The sequence below is a fragment of the Robiginitalea sp. SC105 genome (assembly GCF_014243345.1).
Lineage (GTDB): Bacteria > Bacteroidota > Bacteroidia > Flavobacteriales > Flavobacteriaceae > Robiginitalea.
The window spans coordinates 1,160,415-1,175,902 of sequence record NZ_JACLZF010000002.1; the positions used below are offsets into that span (position 1 = coordinate 1,160,415).

Here is a 15,488-nt window from a genome sequence, read left to right on the forward strand (position 1 = left end):
CAAGATGGCAGAATTCATTAAACTCTATGAGGAAAACCCCAACCCCAGGGAAGTGAAGCGGGTTGTGGAGGCCTTCCGGGACGGGGGGCTTGTCATCTATCCGACAGATACGGTCTACGGCCTGGGCTGCGACATAACCAATTCGAGGGCCCTGGAGCGGTTGGCGCGGATCAAGGGGGTCAAGTTGCAAAAGGCCAACTGGTCGTTTATCTGTGCCGACCTGAGCAACCTCTCCGACTACGTGCGGCAGATCGACACCCAGACGTTTAAAATCCTCAAACGCGCTTTGCCCGGTCCCTACACCTTTATTTTACCGGGCAACAACAACCTGCCCAAGGACTTCAAAAAAAAGAAGACCGTCGGGATCCGCATACCGGACAATGCCATTGCGCATGCGCTGGTTACCGGCCTGGGGCACCCCATTGTGTCGACTTCCATCCGGGACGAGGATGACGTACTGGAATACACCACTGACCCGGAACTCATCTTCGAGAAATGGGAAAACCTGGTGGATGTGGTCGTGGACGGGGGGTATGGGGACAATGTGGCCTCTACCGTGATCGACCTTTCAGGCCCCGAACCGGTTGTGGTCCGCGAAGGCAAGGGCAGCCTGGACATCCTGTACTGACCCAGCAGCAATGCCAATCCGGGAGCCATGGAAATTCCGGGGCATTGGAATAAAAAATAGAAAACCCGCAGCAAACGCTGCGGGTTTTCCTTTTGAAACTATATCCGGGATTAGTTGTTAATCGCCGGGTCTTTCATTCCTTCTTCGATCATGCTGTAAAACTGATCCAGTTTCGGCAGCACCACGATGCGGGTACGGCGGTTGGCCGCACGGTTGGCAGGCGTATCATTGCTTGCCAGGGGTACGTAGTAGCTGCGACCGGCAGCAGTCATGCGGGCAGGATCCACGCTGAAGTCATTTTGCAGGATGCGTACGATGGATGTGGCACGCTTCACACTCAGGTCCCAGTTATCCAGTAACACGCCGCTGCGGTAGGGTACGTTATCCGTGTGTCCCTCTACCATGAATTCAAAATCGGGCTTGTTGTTTACCACCTGGGCAACTTTGCCGAGTACCGTCTTGGCTGCATTGGTGACATTGTAGCTTCCGCTGCTGAAGAGGAGCTTGTCGGAGATGGATACGAACACCACTCCTTTTTCCACGCTGATTTCGATGTCCTCATCATCCAGGTTGCCCAGCACGCCTTTCAGGCTCTGGACCAGGGCGAGGTTGACGGAATCCCGGCGGGTGATTGCATTCTGCAGCTTACGGATCGTCAGGTCTTTCTCCTGCAGGCTCTCAAGGGATTTTTCAAGGTTTTCGGCCCCTTTGGCGGTAAGGGTGGTCAGGTTGCCCATGTTGTTGATGAGCTCCTGGTTGTTGGCCTTGAGGAAGGCGTTTTGCTCTTCCAGCGTTTTGAGGCGGGCCGTATTGGTGGCCTTTTCCTCCAGGCAGGTGTTGAGCTTAACGGTTGCAGAGTTTAGAAGATCCTGGGTTTCTTTTTGTTTGGCTTCCAGTTCGGCATATTTTTTCTGTGAAACACAGGAAGAAAGTGCCAATGCCAGACCAAGACAGCCAATGATCATTTTTTTCATAATTATTATTTCAGAGTTAATGTGATTAAAGGGGTGCACGGTTAAAAATCAGTCCAAAATTATATAAAAGCGAATCCGTTGCTTGACCCGATCCGTTAATCTTTTACTAAATTGTTAAAATCCTTTACCTGATTTACGTAATAAGACCATACTATGGATGTTGCAGCGTGGTATTTTTGCACAAAATGGACTTTTTCGCGCTTTCGGATCATCCTTGGGAACTGCCTGTAATAGCTGGCATGTGCCCTTAGGATTGCCCAGGTGTGCCGGCCTTTCCACTGCAAGAGGAACCGCAGGGCCGCCACTCCGTCCAGCAGGAGGCGCGCCAGAATGATCGGGAATGCCTTTTTGCGGGGCAGGTTTTTGGTGATGGAGAAGAGGGAGTTGCGGAAATTCAGGTAGGTTTTCCGGGGGTTCATGTTACTCAGGGTAGATCCGCCCAGGTGGTAGATTTCCGACTTGCCGCAATAATAAACCTTGTAGCCCTTATTTTGGGCGCGCCAGCAAAGATCCACCTCTTCCTGGTGCGCAAAGTAATCGGCATCGAAGCCCTGGAGGTCCCGGAAAACGGATTTCCGGATAAACATGCAGGCCCCGGTCGCCCAGAAAATCTCCCGTGTATCGTCGTACTGCCCGCGGTCCTGTTCCAGGCTCTGGAAAATCCGGCCCCGGCAGAACGGGTAGCCGAAGAGGTCCAGGAAACCACCTGCGGCTCCTGCATATTCAAAGTAACCGGGCCGAAGCAGGTCCTTGATCTTGGGTTGTACCACCCCGATTTCCGGATGGTTTTCAAGCAATTCCCGTACCGGGTCCAGCCAACCGGGGGTTACCTCTACATCGGAGTTCAAAAGGCAATACACCGATTCCTCCACCCCTTGCAGGGCCATATTGTAACCGGAGGCAAAACCGCCGTTGACCGGGTTTCGAAGTACCCGGATCGTTGGATACTCCCGCTCGAGGAAGCCAATGGAATCGTCATCCGAAGCATTGTCTGCCACATAGATGACGGCGTCCCCACTGTGGGAAACGACCGAGGGCAGGAAACGTTCCAGCAGGTGCTGACCATTCCAGTTCAGGATGACTACGGCTAAAGATTGCATTCGGAATCGGCTGAGTTGGGAATGCGGTTTCCCGCTGTTTTACAAAGCTGACAAAGTAACTAATTTTTTTTGGTACCACCGCCGGTCATTCTCCCGGTTCAGACCGCCGGTTCATCCGGGAACGGGTAGGGGGGCAGCTCCCGCAGGTATACGAACCGTTCGCTCTCGTAGTCCATGCGGCAAAAGATATGGAGGAGCCCGTTTGTAACCATCAGGTAGCGCGAACGGGCCTTCAGGTTATACCGGGCAATCTGGTCGAACACCTCCTGGTTGAGGGCAACCGAAGGGGCCTTGCATTCCACCAGCAGGTCGATGTCCCCCCTGGGGTTGCAAACAGCTATATCCACCCGTTTCCGGAGGCTGCCGACCCGCAATTCCCGCTCCACCAGGATACGCCCGGCAGGGTACCCCCTGTCCCTGACCAGGTAATGCAAGCAGTGTTGCCTGACCCATTCCTCAGGCTGCAGTAACACGTACTTTTTCCGGATAAAGTCAAAGACGAGGCGCTTATTTTCCCTACTTTTGAATCGGAAGGGATACTTGGGAAATTCCAGTTCCACCATGGTGCAAAATTGCACTAAAATTTCAAAATGGAGGAAGTAAAGGCACTCATCTCTGATATCCGCAGCGGCAAGCTGGCCCCGATCTATTTCCTGATGGGGGAGGAGCCCTACTATATCGACCGCATTTCGGAATTCATCACCCACAACATACTGACCGAAGAGGAGCGGGGGTTCAACCAGACCGTGCTTTACGGGAAGGATACCACGGTGGATGAAATAATCGGCCAGGCCAAACGGTACCCCATGATGGCCGAATACCAGGTTGTGGTCGTCCGGGAAGCCCAGCACCTGAGCCGTACCATCGAACAACTGGCATCCTATGCAGACCAGCCCCAGCCGACCACCGTCCTGGTCATCTGCTTCAAATACAAAACCCTGGACAAGCGGAAAAAACTGATCAAGACGCTGCGCAAGGGCGACGCCGTGGTCTTTGAGAGCAAAAAACTTTATGAGAACCAGGTTTCGGACTGGATACGTCGTGTGCTACTGGGATCAGGGTACCGGATTTCCCACAAGGCATCGGCCCTCCTGGTGGAATACCTGGGCACTGACCTGAGCCGTATTTCGAACGAGCTGGAAAAGCTCAAGCTGGTGCTTCCCGACGGGTCCGAGATTACCCCGGAGACCATCGAAGACCATATCGGCATCAGTAAGGATTTCAACAATTTCGAACTGAAGAAGGCTATTGCCGACCGGGATATACCGAAAGCAACCCAAATTATCAAATACTTTTCCCAGAACCCCAAGGAGAACCCCTTTGTGCTGACGGTGGCCCTGTTGCATACTTTTTTCTCCCAGTTGCTCCAATACCACGGCCTTTCGGATCACAGCCCGAGAAATGTTGCGAGTGCCCTGCGCATCAACCCTTATTTTGTCGGGGAATACCAAACGGCGGCCCGCAACTATCCGATGAAGTCGGTCAGCCGGATCATCGGGTCACTGCGGGAGATGGACCTCAAGGGCAAAGGCGTGGGATCCTCTTCCCTCAGCCACCGGGACCTGCTGCAGGAACTGCTTTATAAAATAGTCTGATTATTTGCGGTCTATGCTGAATTTCCCCGGGCCCAACAGGAAAATGGCCAGGAAGACGGCTGCGTAAAGCAACGGCAATTCCTTGCGGCCGAACGGGTCTGCCCCGTGGGCAATAAGCGCAGCCACAAGCATGGCAATCACCAGCGGAATGGCTGCCCATCGCGATTTCAGGCCGATAATGACCAGCAGGGCGCACACGACCTCTGCGAAAGCGACCAGGAACAGGGAAGGGCCGGGCCCGATGCCAATGGGGTCGCCGAATTCAATTTCGCCTTCTCCGAAAAGCCGGCTGAGTTTGGGGATGCCGTGGGTCATAATCATCCCGCCCCCGGCAATCCGGAGGATTAAGAGGCCAAGATCATTTTTCAGGGAACTTTTCATAGGTATGTTAAGATTTGTTACTAATGTATTAATATTTACGAAGAATTATCATTAATCCGCAGAAATGCCCCCAATTTCTCGAGCAATTCGTCGGCATTTCCCCGGTTGAAGGGCAGAGGAGGCTTGATCTTCAACACGTTGTCAAACGGGCCATCCGTGCTGATCAGGACCCGCTCTTCCCGCAGGTGGTCCTTGATTTGGGCTGCCTTCCGGGTCGCCGGCTTTCCGTCTGCAAGGAGGAGTTCCACCCCGATGAACAAGCCGTCCCCGCGGACATCTGCAATCAGCGGGGATTCCTCCCCCAGCTCCCTGAGGCAGCGCATCAGGTATTCCCCCGTTTCGGCCGCCTGACGCGGCAGGTTTTCATCCTCCAGCACATCGAGTACGGCCTTCCCGGCCGCACAGGAAACCGGGTTCCCACCGAAGGAGCTGAAAAATTCCGGGCCTTCGGCAAAGGCCCGGGCAATTTCCTCCGTACAAACCACGGCACCCAGCGGGTGTCCGTTCCCCATGGGTTTCCCGAGGATCACCAGGTCGGGGACCACCCCGTAGCGCTCATATCCCCAGAAATGTTCCCCCAGCCGGCCGAAGCCCACCTGTACCTCGTCGCTGATGCATAGCCCCCCTATTTTCCGCACTGCCTGGTAAACCCGTTCCAGGTAGCCATGGGGCAGGGGGACCTGGCCGCCACAACCCATGATCGGTTCCGCAATAAAGGCTGCAAGGCTTTCTCCGTGCTCCAGGATCTGCCCGAGGCAGGATTCGCTCAGGTGCCTCCCGGCAGTGCCGTCATCGGCCCATCCTGACCCGAAAACCTTTGGCATGGGGCAGAGGAGGGTATTTGGGTACGCATGCCCGGGCCGGTGTTTGTAGTGGCTGATGGCAATGCCTGCCGAGGTATTTCCGTGATACCCGTTTTCCAGGGCCATTACCTGGTTCCGCCCCGTGTAAAACCTGGCCAACCGCAGGGCAAGGTCGGTGGCAGCACTTCCGGAATTGACGAAAAATACCCGGGAAAGGGAAGGGGGAAAATGTTTCAGCAGGGCCTCTGCATAGGATAGGATGCTTTCGTAATGGTAACGCGTGTTCGTGTTGAGAGTCCGCAGGGCTTCGCTCGTCCGCGCCACCACTTCCGGGTGGCAATGGCCCACCTGCATGATGTTGTTGTAGGCATCCAGGTAGGAGGTACCGTCATTTCCGAACATGTATTGGAATGCCGCCCGTTCCATGATGATCGGGTGGCGGTAGCTCAGGCTCAGCGAAGGGCTGAGCAACCGGTTGCGCCGCTTGCGGAATGTCTCCTCCCCGGTGGCCGGGACTTGCGGTAAACCGGTGACTTTACGGAATGTGCGGCGAGCTGCTACCGGGCCGATCCGCACCCATTGTTCGATGAGTTTTTCGACCGCGGCCTGGCTGATGGTGATATAGGGGGAATCCGGTTGGGATTTGCTGGTGTGTGCGGCTTGGCAGAGGCTCATGCAGAGTCGTCCGCCGATCAGGTAGTAAAGCAGGTCGGCTTCATCGGGGGCTATCGGGAAAACAGCGTGGTAAGCCCCCAGGATGGTCGCGGCAGCCTGCAGGGGGTCTTCCTTATTCATCAGCCCGTAGGTTATTCCCACGGCCAGGTCGGCGGCCAGCCACGAATAACAGGCATCGCCAAAATCGATCAGGCCGGTTACTTCCCCGTCGCGGACCAGGATGTTCCAGTCATTGGCGTCGTTGTGGATGAACCCCCTGCGCAGGGAATAGGCCATCGGCAAAACCTCGGCCTGGAATTGCCGGTACATGTAGGCGGTAAGGGAACGGATTCGCGGATCGGCTATTTCCCGGTTATACTGCTGGCTCATGCCAAGATGCTGCAAGTCCCAGGCAAAGGGATCCGGGGATACGGGGACCGCGCCAAAACCGGCTGCTTTGCCGGCCAGTTCCCCCAGCAGCCGTCCCAGGCTCTGCAGGAACCGCTCGTCCTGCGTGGCTTCTGCCATAAATCCCCCCTCCAGATATTCGAGGACCCGGTACAGTTTCCCGTCATATTCGAAATACGACCCACCCGCTTTTACAGGTAGTTGAGCAGGGTATTCAAAGCGCGCGCCCACCCTGAAATGCTCCATGAGTCGTGATTCCAGTTCGATCCGCGCCTTGCGACCCGGGCCCGGGCGGTGTTCCTTCAGCACCCACCTGCCGCCTGCCGCCTGCATCCGGAAGGTCCGGTCCTCATAGCCTTCCAGGGGTTCGACCGACGTTGGTTCCAGGCCATAATGTCGCTTAATCTCTGCGAACAACGCTTCCATTGGAATCAGGTTTTTACTTCTTTCAAACTTAGCCAAAAATCGGGTGTTTGCCATGCGTATGTCCCGTGCATTCCCAGCCGGTTAATAGGGTGATTTTACTTATCTTTAAAAACCTTATTTGACCATATATTCATTATCAAAAAATGGAAATCATGAAAAAATTCATCGCATTTATTCTGCTTTTAGGGATCCTTCCGCAGACAGCACCCGCCCAGGAATTCCAGTTCCGGGCAGCAGACATCGACATACCTTACGAGCGCTATGTACTGCCCAACGGACTAACCCTGTTGGTCTACGAAGACCACAAAGCGCCCATTGCGGCCGTCAATGTCTGGTATCACGTGGGTTCCAAGAACGAGAAGCCGGGGAAGAGCGGTTTTGCCCACCTTTTTGAACACCTCATGTTCAATGGGAGTGAGAATTACAATAAGGACTATTTCCAGGCCCTGGAAAGCATCGGGGGAACCGACCTGAACGGCACCACCAATAACGACCGTACCAATTACTTCCAAAATGTCCCTGTTAGTGCGCTGGACCAGGTTCTTTTCCTGGAATCCGACCGGATGGGGCATCTGCTGGGCGCCATCGACCAGGAGCGTCTGGATGAACAGCGGGGGGTGGTTCAGAATGAGAAGCGACAAGGCGAAAACCAGCCTTATGGCAAGCAGTATGATTACATTACCAAGGCGATGTTTCCCAAGGGGCATCCTTACTCCTGGACGGTTATCGGGGAAATGGAGGACCTGAACGCTGCCTCCCTTGAAGATGTACAGGAGTGGTTCAAATCTTATTACGGGCCTGCAAATGCCGTTGTGGCGGTTGCCGGTGACGTGGAGCCCGGTGAGGTGTATCAAAAGGTCCTGCGGTACTTTGGGGACATCCCCTCCGGACCGACCATTGAAAGGCAGGAGGTGAACATTCCCATGCACGCCTATGACACCTACCAGGTGTATCAGGACCGCGTTCCGGAGACGCGCATCCTTTTTGCCTGGAATACCCCGCCTTTTGGGGACCGTGAGGATATCCATTTTGACCTGATATCGTCCATTTTAAGCAACGGGAAGAACTCGCGCCTGTACAAGCGCCTGGTCTATGAAGACCAGATAGCGAGTTCTGTGGCTTCATTCGAATGGTCCAAGGAATTGGCCAGCAACTTTATTGCCTATGCAGATGTGAAACCCGGGGGTGATCGGGAGCAGGTGCAGCGGGCGATGCAGGAAGAAATCAGCCGCCTGATGGAGGAAGGGCCCACGACGGCCGAACTCAATCGGGTTAAGGCAGATTATTTCGCCGGTTTTATCAAGGGAATGGAGCGGATCGGTGGATTTGGCGGTGTTTCGGATATCCTGGCTTCCAACGAAACTTACTTCGGGGATGCGGATTATTACAAACAGGTACTAAAATTCGTGGAAGAAGCCACCGTTGCAGATGTACAGGCCACCGCCAAAAAATGGCTCAGCAAAGGCAAACACCTGCTCATTTGTGAGCCATTCCCGGAGTATACTGTTACGGAATCCGGGGTGGACCGCAGTAAGCTCCCGGAACTGGGAACCCCAAAGACGTCCCGGTTCCCCGAAATCCAGCGGACCGAGTTGTCCAATGGCCTGAAAGTAGTTCTGGCACAACGCAGCGGCGTGCCCACCATCGTGATGAATATGATGATTGATGCGGGGTATAAAACGGACTTTCTGTCCAGCCCGGGGACGGCTGCCCTTGCCATGAACCTGATGGATGAAGGCACAAAAAACATGACCTCCCTGGAGATATCCGAGAAGCTCCAACTGCTTGGTGCCAGCCTTTCGGCCGGATCCAATCAGGATATGTCCACCGTGTATATGAATACGCTTAAACCGACCCTGCAGGCCAGCCTGGAGGTGTTCTCCGATGTATTGCTCAACCCGGCCTTTCCCCAGAAGGAGTTCGACCGGCTGCAGACCGAACAGGTCAATGCCATTAAGAGCGAAAAATCCCAACCGATCGCCATGGCACTGCGCGTAATGAACAAATACCTGTACGGCGAGGGGCACCCGTACAGCAACCCGTACACGGGCACTGGCTATGAGGCCACCGTCCAGGCGCTCTCCAGGGCAGATGTCCAGACGTTCTACGATACCTGGGTTAGGCCAAACAACGCCACCCTGGTGGTTACAGGCGATGTCTCAATGGCGGAGCTCAAACCGATGCTCGAAAAAAGCCTTGGGAAATGGAAAAAAGGCAATGTCCCGACCATTTCCTTTGCCAGGCCCAAAACCGGCACCAAAAACACCCTCTACCTGATGGACCGGCCTGAATCCCAGCAGTCAGTGATCCTTGCAGGCCACCTCACCGAGAAGTACGGGGACGTTCCGGAAGTGGCACTGGAGCAAATGGTCAGCATCCTTGGCGGTGACTTCACTTCCCGGATCAATATGAACCTCAGGGAGGATAAGCACTGGTCCTACGGGGCCGGGGGCTTTGTGTTCGGGGCCCGGAATGAACGGCCGTTCATTGTTTACGCCCCCGTGCAAACCGACAAGACAGCCGAATCCGTGAGTGAAATCAGGAAAGAGCTGTCCGAATTTGTGAGTACCCGTCCGGCAACAGCTGAGGAACTCGAAAAGGTAAAAACCAATGAGGTGCTGAAACTGCCCGGCCAATGGGAAACCAATGCTTCTGTAGCCGGGTCGGTGGCCAATTTGGTGCGGTACGGCTTACCGGATGATTACTACCAGACCTATGACGCCATGGTGCGCAACCTGAACCTGGAGGATGTCCGCTCTGTGAGTTCAACGGTGGTTAAGCCCCAGGAAGTGAACTGGTTTATGGTGGGGGACCGCGCCAAGATCGTGGATAAACTGGACCAGTTGGGCTTTGACCAGATCATTGAAATCGATGCGGACGGCAACCCGAAAACGCCTGCACTGAAACAGACCGAGGTGGAGATAAAAAACTAATCCGGTTCAGTTGTCATTCTAACTCAGAAGTGTGGCCTTGCCGGCAGTTGCTCTCCTGTTCCTACCAGTATCAACAAGGGGATAGTAAACCCATTAAACCCGGTGAAGGGGAGAGGCATGGTACGCTAAGCTCAAGTTAATAAAGGAATAGGGGAAGCGTGCTTTTACATCAGGGCCGGGTAATCACCCGGGCTGGCCTCGTGCATGATGTCGTAGACCTTTTCGAATACGTCATCGGAACTGGGTTTGGAAAAATAATCCCCGTCACTGGCGTAGGCAGGCCGGTGTGCCTGTGCGGTCAGGGTCTGGGGCGCGGCGTCCAGGTACCGGTAGCCCCCCTGTTCTTCCACCACCTGCTGCAGCAGGTAAGCGGCACAACCGCCGGGGACGTCCTCGTCCACAACCAGGAGTCGCGCCGTTTTTTTAAGGCTTTCGCATACCGCACCTTCAAGGTCAAAGGGGAGGAGGGACTGGGCGTCTATTATTTCTGCAGAAATGCCTACTTCCATCAATTCATCGGCTGCCTGCTGCACAATCCTCAGGGTGGACCCATAGGACAACAAGGTGATATCCGACCCTTCCCGCAGCGTTTCCACACGGCCGATGGGGGTGCAGATGTCCCCCAGGTTGGTCGGGACCGGTTCTTTGAGGCGGTAGCCGTTCAGGCTTTCGATGATCAGTGCAGGTTCATCACTTTTCATAAGTGTATTGTAAAAGCCTGCCGCCCGCGTCATATCGCGGGGGACCAACACGTACATGCCCCGCAGCAGGTGGATTATCCCCCCCATAGGGGAACCCGAATGCCAGATACCTTCCAGGCGGTGGCCCCGTGTCCTTACAATAAGTGGCGCCTTTTGTTTGCCCACGGTACGGTAAAGCAGGGTAGCCAGGTCGTCACTGAGCGTTTGAATGCAATAGAGCAGGTAATCCAGGTACTGGATTTCGGCTATCGGGCGAAGACCGCGCAGGGCCAGGCCGATGCCCTGTCCGATGATGGTGGTTTCCCGGATGCCTGTATCGGCCACCCGCAGGGGCCCGTATTTCTTCTGCAGGCCCTCCAGCCCCTGGTTTACATCGCCGATGGCACCGCTGTCCTCCCCGAAGATCAGCGCCTGCGGATAGCGCTCAAAGAGGGCGTCGAAATTGTCCCGGAGGATGATCCGCCCGTCGGCCTGTTCGGGTTCTTTGGGGTATACCGGCTTCACTTCGGCTATTTCAGTGGCTTTGCCGGGCAATTCCGAGTAGAGGTGGGAACTGTAAAGCGGCTGGGTTTCTTCCATGAACCTGCGGATCCATGCCCGGAGTTCCTCTTTGGCCCCATGCGTTTCCCCGATCAGGTAACGCATCGCTTTCCGCGCCCGGGAGATCAGGTCCCTTTTCAGGGGTTCTTCCACCGCGATCAGGTCGTTCTTCAGTTTGGCGATAAAGCGTCGGTTCGGACTGACGGCGGCGGCCTCGTCCAGCAGCCGGACCACTGTCTTTTTTTCGGCCCGGTGGGGTTCCAGGAATTCGGCCCAGGCGTCTTTCTTGGCACTGCGTACTTCTTTCTTAATCGCTTTTTCGAGTTCTGCCAGTTCCTCCTCGGCCACTATCCGGTTGGCCAGGATCCATTCCCGGAAACGCGCATTGCAATCGTGTTTCTTTTCCCAACGGAGCCGCTGGTCCGATTTGTAGCGTTCGTGGGACCCCGAGGTAGAGTGTCCCTGGGGCTGGGTAAGCTCCGTTACGTGGATCAGGACGGGTATATGGTTTTCACGGGCAATATCCGCGGCATTTTCATAGGTGTGTATCAGCGCCGTGTAATCCCAGCCCTTCACCCTGAAGATTTCATATCCGGCTTCGTTCTCGGTGCGCCGGAAGCCCTTCAGGATTTCGGAAATATCCTCCTTGGTGGTTTGGAATTTGGCAGGCACGGAGATCCCGTAGTTGTCGTCCCAGACGCTGACGATCATCGGGACCTGAAGCACGCCGCCGGCATTGATGGTTTCAAAAAAATGCCCTTCGCTGGTGGAGGCATTGCCAATGGTCCCCCAGGCCACTTCATTGCCGTTGACCGAGAACCCTTCGGAAGGGATGGACTCCAGGTTCCGGTAAATTTTGGAAGCCTGGGCGAGCCCCAGCAGTCGGGGCATCTGAGCTGCCGTAGGCGAAATGTCCGGGCTGCTGTTTGGTTGGGCGGTCAGGTCTTTCCAGCTCCCGTCAGCTTCCAGGCTGTAAGTGCCGAAATGCCCGCCCATCTGCCGCCCGGCACTCATGGGTTCGAGCTGGATGTCCGTAGTGGCATAGAGCCCGTGGAAGAAGTCTTTGGCAGTCAGTAGCCCTAGGGCCATCATAAAGGTCTGGTCCCGATAGTAGCCGCTCCTGAAATCCCCGTTTCTGTAGGCACGGGCCATGGCCAGCTGGGGCAGTTCCTTGCCGTCTCCGAAGATCCCGAATTTTGCCTTCCCCGTAAGTACTTCCCTCCGTCCCAGCAGGCTGCATTCCCGGCTGAGTACAGCCGTGCGGTAGTCCTGAAGTATCTGTTCCTTGAAATCCTTGTAGGAAATGTCCTTTTCCGGGTCTAGCTCAACTTTCATAAATGAGGAGGCTGTTTCGGGCAAAAGTACCAAAGCCACGGCAGATTTGCAATGCCCACCCAGTTTTTTAATTACATATTTTTCAACAAAAACGAGCGATCAATTCAATTTATTACGAAAGATTCAAGATTATGGTAATTTATTATGAAATCCACAAAATCAGAACCACTTTCGTGTGAAGAGGCCCGTCAGGGTGCGGGGGCTGATGGTGATGATAAAGCGGATTCGCGTATCGTATTCGGGCTGGGATATCTCCCATCCGTTGTTTGAATAGAAAGGAAAGTAGAGTTCAAAATAATCCGTAACCAGGTTCAGGCGGATACCCGCATCGTAGACAAACCGGGCGGATTCCCCGGTATTCCCAAGGAATCCCATGTCCCCGTACACCTCTATCCAGCGCCAGAGGTTGAAACTTGCATTCCCGGTCAGCATCCAACTGTCTGCAAAGGGGTCCTGTAATTTCGATTTGAAGCCCCCTTCCGCGATGATGATCTGCTGGCTGAAGATTCCCGAAGCCTCGGAACGACCCAGGTAGTTGTAGTCAAAGAGGTAATCCGTTGGTCGGTCCAGGGCAAAACTAAAGAAGTCTGAATCCGTTTCATTGCGGAGGAAGACCCCGCCAAAGAGCCTCAGGTTGATCTGTCGGTTGCTCTGCAGCAGCTGCCGGTACTCCATATCAAATGAAAGCTTTGTGAAGTCCGCCGAATACTGGGCATCCGCAAACCAGGAAAAGTACTTGATTATACCGTTTTCAATATGGTTGAACCGCAGGTTAAGCACACTGTAATCCGGGTCGGTCTCCAAATCGCCCAGGGCCGGGTCGATACTCCTGAAAACGTTGACATGGCGCAGCAACAGGTTAGACCGCACATTGGATATGAGGTCAGCCGGACGCCAGCCCAAACTGATGGATGGGGTCAGGGTGGAATAGCGCGAGTTGGTCTGGAAGTGGGAGGTGGAACCGCTCAGGCTGTAATTGGTCACGTAAAAACCGCTCTTGCCGTGGTAATCGCGGTAGGTGAACCGGCCATAGCCCACGAGGGCCTGCTCCTTGACGGCATAGGTAGGGGCAAAGTCAAAGACGAAGGGCCTTTGCAGCAGGGTTTTGTTGGTCAACCGGATCCCCGGGGTGAGGCCGTCGTAAAAGTTGTAGTTGGCCACCGGCATATAGAAAACCTGGTTGTAATAGGGGTTTTCGGAATCCCGGAAGAATTGCAATTTGAGTTTTTTGTTGCCGGAAAAGAACCCGCCAAGCGTCTTCCAGTTGTCCCGCTGGTTGAATTCCGGGATGTTCTGGTCGTAGTTGAGCACCAACCGCTCCTCGCCAACTTGGGGGATACGCACGGTCCGGGTCCCACTGAAAGGGTCGAGCCAGTATTTGGAAACAATCGAATCCCCGGACACGCCGAACAGCGATATGGGGACTTCGGTCCCCGTTTTGTTTTTGAGAGTAACGTCCAGGGAATCGCCGGTTTTTTCCACATCGGCGATTTTAAAGTCGATTTGCCGGCTGGTGGTGACATAGGTCTCAAAAAACCAGTCGACGTCCTTGGTGGCATATTTCTGGACCGATTCCTTGAAGTCTTCGGGGCTGACTTCCTGCAGTTTATTCCGGGTCCAGAAATCCTTGATGGCTTTTTCCACCGGTTCTTCCCCCATATAATCTGCCAGGTAGGCCAGGCCCAGCCCCGCCTTGTAGGTGTTGCCGATCTTCTGGTTGAATTTGATCAGCGAATCGTTCGGGGTACTCAGTGCCTGGTCCCGGTTGCTCCTGGCCATCAACATATACAGGAACGCATACTGGTCGTTGAATTCCATGTTGGCAAGGTGAAAATTCCGGATGAGCCACCAGTCGGAGATTTTACCCAGGAGCTTCTGGTCCGGGTAGAATGCATCCACATACCGGATCATCAGGTAATTGATGATCGCGTCGCTCACCCATTTATCCTTTCTCGGGTCCAGGAAAAGGGATTCCCGTATGTAACTGCCCAGGGCAGTCTTCAGGAATTTCATCTCGAACTGGAACTGCTCTTCATAGGGCCTGATAAAGGAGGGCAATTGGTTCAGCCCGTAGAGCGGGTTTTTATTGAAATCCGCCTCGCTGACCAGCAGTTGCTCATAGGGAAAGTCCCCCAGGTTTTCGTGTACGAACCGGGTGATGCGGTCGATGGAGATCCCCTGAAGCACCTCCGGGTATTTCTCCGATTCGATATCGGTTACCACAAAGAGGAATGGGGTGACGTGCTTTTCGAATGGTTTGTCCAGGTTCAGGATGATATCGCAACTCTTGCGTTGTGCACCCCGGAGGGTTGCCACCTGCCGCTCGGGGAACCGGCTCAGGTTGATATCGACGAAATTCGTACCGAGGAAAAGCGAATCGGGGAAAGTGAAGTCGATGCGCGTATCGGCGATATCCGTGTAGAGGTCTTCGAGGTCCTTGTTGTTGTAGAGGTTCCATTTCCCATCGTAAACGGCCGGGGTCAGATACCAGTCCCTGAGGTAGTAGCTGCCATCCGGCCCGTAACCATATGGCGTGTAGCGGTTTGGCGGCAACTGTACGGTATAGGTTATAAACAGGCGGGTGGAGTCTCCGGGTGCCAGGGGCTGGCTCAGGTCGAACTCCACAATGTCCTTGCCCGGCATGCGGCTCCAGGTCAGTCCCCGGTACACTTCGTCCACCACCGAGAGTATCTCTGTGCGACCCCGTTCGTCTTCCTTGGCGAGGTGGAGGGATTTCTTGAAATCTTCCGCGAACCGGCGGGCCAGGGCGGTATTCTTGTCGGAATACGCATTGTTCCAATCGTTGAAGAACAGGCTGGGCAGGGAATCCGGGGATTGGTTGACATAGGTGAATTCCTGCTGGATTTCGATCAGGTGGCTCTCCCCGCGCAGGTTGGCGCGGACATAGTTCCTGTGCTGTGAGTGAGAGGTATGGGGAAACAGACCCGCCAGGAGCATCAACAGGGGCAGGATCCCCCTGGAAAATAAGATGTTCCCGGTTTGCATGCGA

General features: G+C 54.8%; 10 protein-coding genes. 3 read left to right on the forward strand and 7 right to left on the reverse strand.

Annotated features, from left to right (window positions below; translation table 11 throughout):
* Positions 1-4 precede the first annotated feature (4 nt).
* Positions 5-628: an L-threonylcarbamoyladenylate synthase gene (locus H7F20_RS14135; protein ID WP_185786811.1), complete on the forward strand. Its 624-nt coding sequence runs from the start codon at positions 5-7 to the stop codon at positions 626-628.
* 110 nt (positions 629-738) lie between these two features.
* Here H7F20_RS14135 and H7F20_RS14140 read toward each other — a convergent pair whose 3' ends face one another.
* The 3 genes from H7F20_RS14140 to H7F20_RS14150 all read right to left on the reverse strand — a co-directional run bounded on the left by H7F20_RS14140 (position 739) and on the right by H7F20_RS14150 (position 3,265).
* Positions 739-1,602 (reverse strand): OmpA family protein, encoded by an 864-nt coding sequence (locus H7F20_RS14140; protein WP_185786812.1) that lies wholly within the window; start codon positions 1,600-1,602, stop codon positions 739-741.
* 95 nt (positions 1,603-1,697) lie between these two features.
* Positions 1,698-2,702: a glycosyltransferase family 2 protein gene (locus H7F20_RS14145; RefSeq protein WP_185786813.1), complete on the reverse strand. Its 1,005-nt coding sequence runs from the start codon at positions 2,700-2,702 to the stop codon at positions 1,698-1,700.
* Positions 2,703-2,800: 98 nt separating this feature from the next.
* Complete coding sequence (locus H7F20_RS14150; RefSeq protein ID WP_185786814.1) at positions 2,801-3,265, reverse strand: type I restriction enzyme HsdR N-terminal domain-containing protein; 465 nt, start codon at positions 3,263-3,265, stop codon at positions 2,801-2,803.
* A 27-nt stretch (positions 3,266-3,292) separates the two neighbouring features.
* On the opposite strand from H7F20_RS14150, the gene holA reads away from it, so the two are divergent.
* Entirely contained in the window at positions 3,293-4,297 is a 1,005-nt protein-coding gene (gene holA / locus H7F20_RS14155) for a DNA polymerase III subunit delta (RefSeq protein ID WP_185786815.1), read from the forward strand.
* Here holA and H7F20_RS14160 read toward each other — a convergent pair whose 3' ends face one another.
* The gene (locus H7F20_RS14160; RefSeq protein WP_185786816.1) at positions 4,298-4,678 is read right to left on the reverse strand and encodes a DoxX family protein; all 381 of its coding nucleotides are present in this window, start codon (positions 4,676-4,678) and stop codon (positions 4,298-4,300) included. It abuts the gene before it with no gap.
* 35 nt (positions 4,679-4,713) lie between these two features.
* Positions 4,714-6,969, reverse strand: a complete 2,256-nt coding sequence (locus tag H7F20_RS14165; RefSeq protein ID WP_185786817.1) for an aminotransferase class III-fold pyridoxal phosphate-dependent enzyme — start codon at positions 6,967-6,969, stop codon at positions 4,714-4,716.
* 152 nt (positions 6,970-7,121) lie between these two features.
* Here H7F20_RS14165 and H7F20_RS14170 point away from each other — a divergent pair, with 152 nt between their 5' ends.
* Positions 7,122-9,902 (forward strand): pitrilysin family protein, encoded by a 2,781-nt coding sequence (locus tag H7F20_RS14170; protein WP_185786818.1) that lies wholly within the window; start codon positions 7,122-7,124, stop codon positions 9,900-9,902.
* A gap of 164 nt (positions 9,903-10,066) precedes the next feature.
* Here H7F20_RS14170 and H7F20_RS14175 read toward each other — a convergent pair whose 3' ends face one another.
* Together H7F20_RS14175 and H7F20_RS14180 are read right to left on the reverse strand one after the other, a co-directional pair.
* Positions 10,067-12,478 carry a thiamine pyrophosphate-dependent enzyme gene (locus tag H7F20_RS14175; protein ID WP_185786819.1) on the reverse strand — a complete coding sequence of 804 codons (2,412 nt, stop codon included), beginning with the start codon at positions 12,476-12,478 and terminating at the stop codon, positions 10,067-10,069.
* 159 nt (positions 12,479-12,637) lie between these two features.
* Positions 12,638-15,484 carry a metalloprotease gene (locus H7F20_RS14180; RefSeq protein WP_185786820.1) on the reverse strand — a complete coding sequence of 949 codons (2,847 nt, stop codon included), beginning with the start codon at positions 15,482-15,484 and terminating at the stop codon, positions 12,638-12,640.
* Positions 15,485-15,488 lie beyond the last annotated feature (4 nt).

Excerpts from the sequence above, each read along its gene's own strand:
- H7F20_RS14170 (WP_185786818.1), top strand. The coding sequence starts at position 7,122 with ATGAAAAAATTCATCGCATTTATTCTGCTTTTAGGGATCCTTCCGCAG.
- H7F20_RS14175 (WP_185786819.1), bottom strand. The coding sequence starts at position 12,478 with ATGAAAGTTGAGCTAGACCCGGAAAAGGACATTTCCTACAAGGATTTC.
- H7F20_RS14165 (WP_185786817.1), bottom strand. The coding sequence starts at position 6,969 with ATGGAAGCGTTGTTCGCAGAGATTAAGCGACATTATGGCCTGGAACCA.
- H7F20_RS14180 (WP_185786820.1), bottom strand. The coding sequence starts at position 15,484 with ATGCAAACCGGGAACATCTTATTTTCCAGGGGGATCCTGCCCCTGTTG.
- H7F20_RS14135 (WP_185786811.1), top strand. The coding sequence starts at position 5 with ATGGCAGAATTCATTAAACTCTATGAGGAAAACCCCAACCCCAGGGAA.
- H7F20_RS14150 (WP_185786814.1), bottom strand. The coding sequence starts at position 3,265 with ATGGTGGAACTGGAATTTCCCAAGTATCCCTTCCGATTCAAAAGTAGG.
- H7F20_RS14160 (WP_185786816.1), bottom strand. The coding sequence starts at position 4,678 with ATGAAAAGTTCCCTGAAAAATGATCTTGGCCTCTTAATCCTCCGGATT.
- H7F20_RS14145 (WP_185786813.1), bottom strand. The coding sequence starts at position 2,702 with ATGCAATCTTTAGCCGTAGTCATCCTGAACTGGAATGGTCAGCACCTG.
- H7F20_RS14140 (WP_185786812.1), bottom strand. The coding sequence starts at position 1,602 with ATGAAAAAAATGATCATTGGCTGTCTTGGTCTGGCATTGGCACTTTCT.
- holA (WP_185786815.1), top strand. The coding sequence starts at position 3,293 with ATGGAGGAAGTAAAGGCACTCATCTCTGATATCCGCAGCGGCAAGCTG.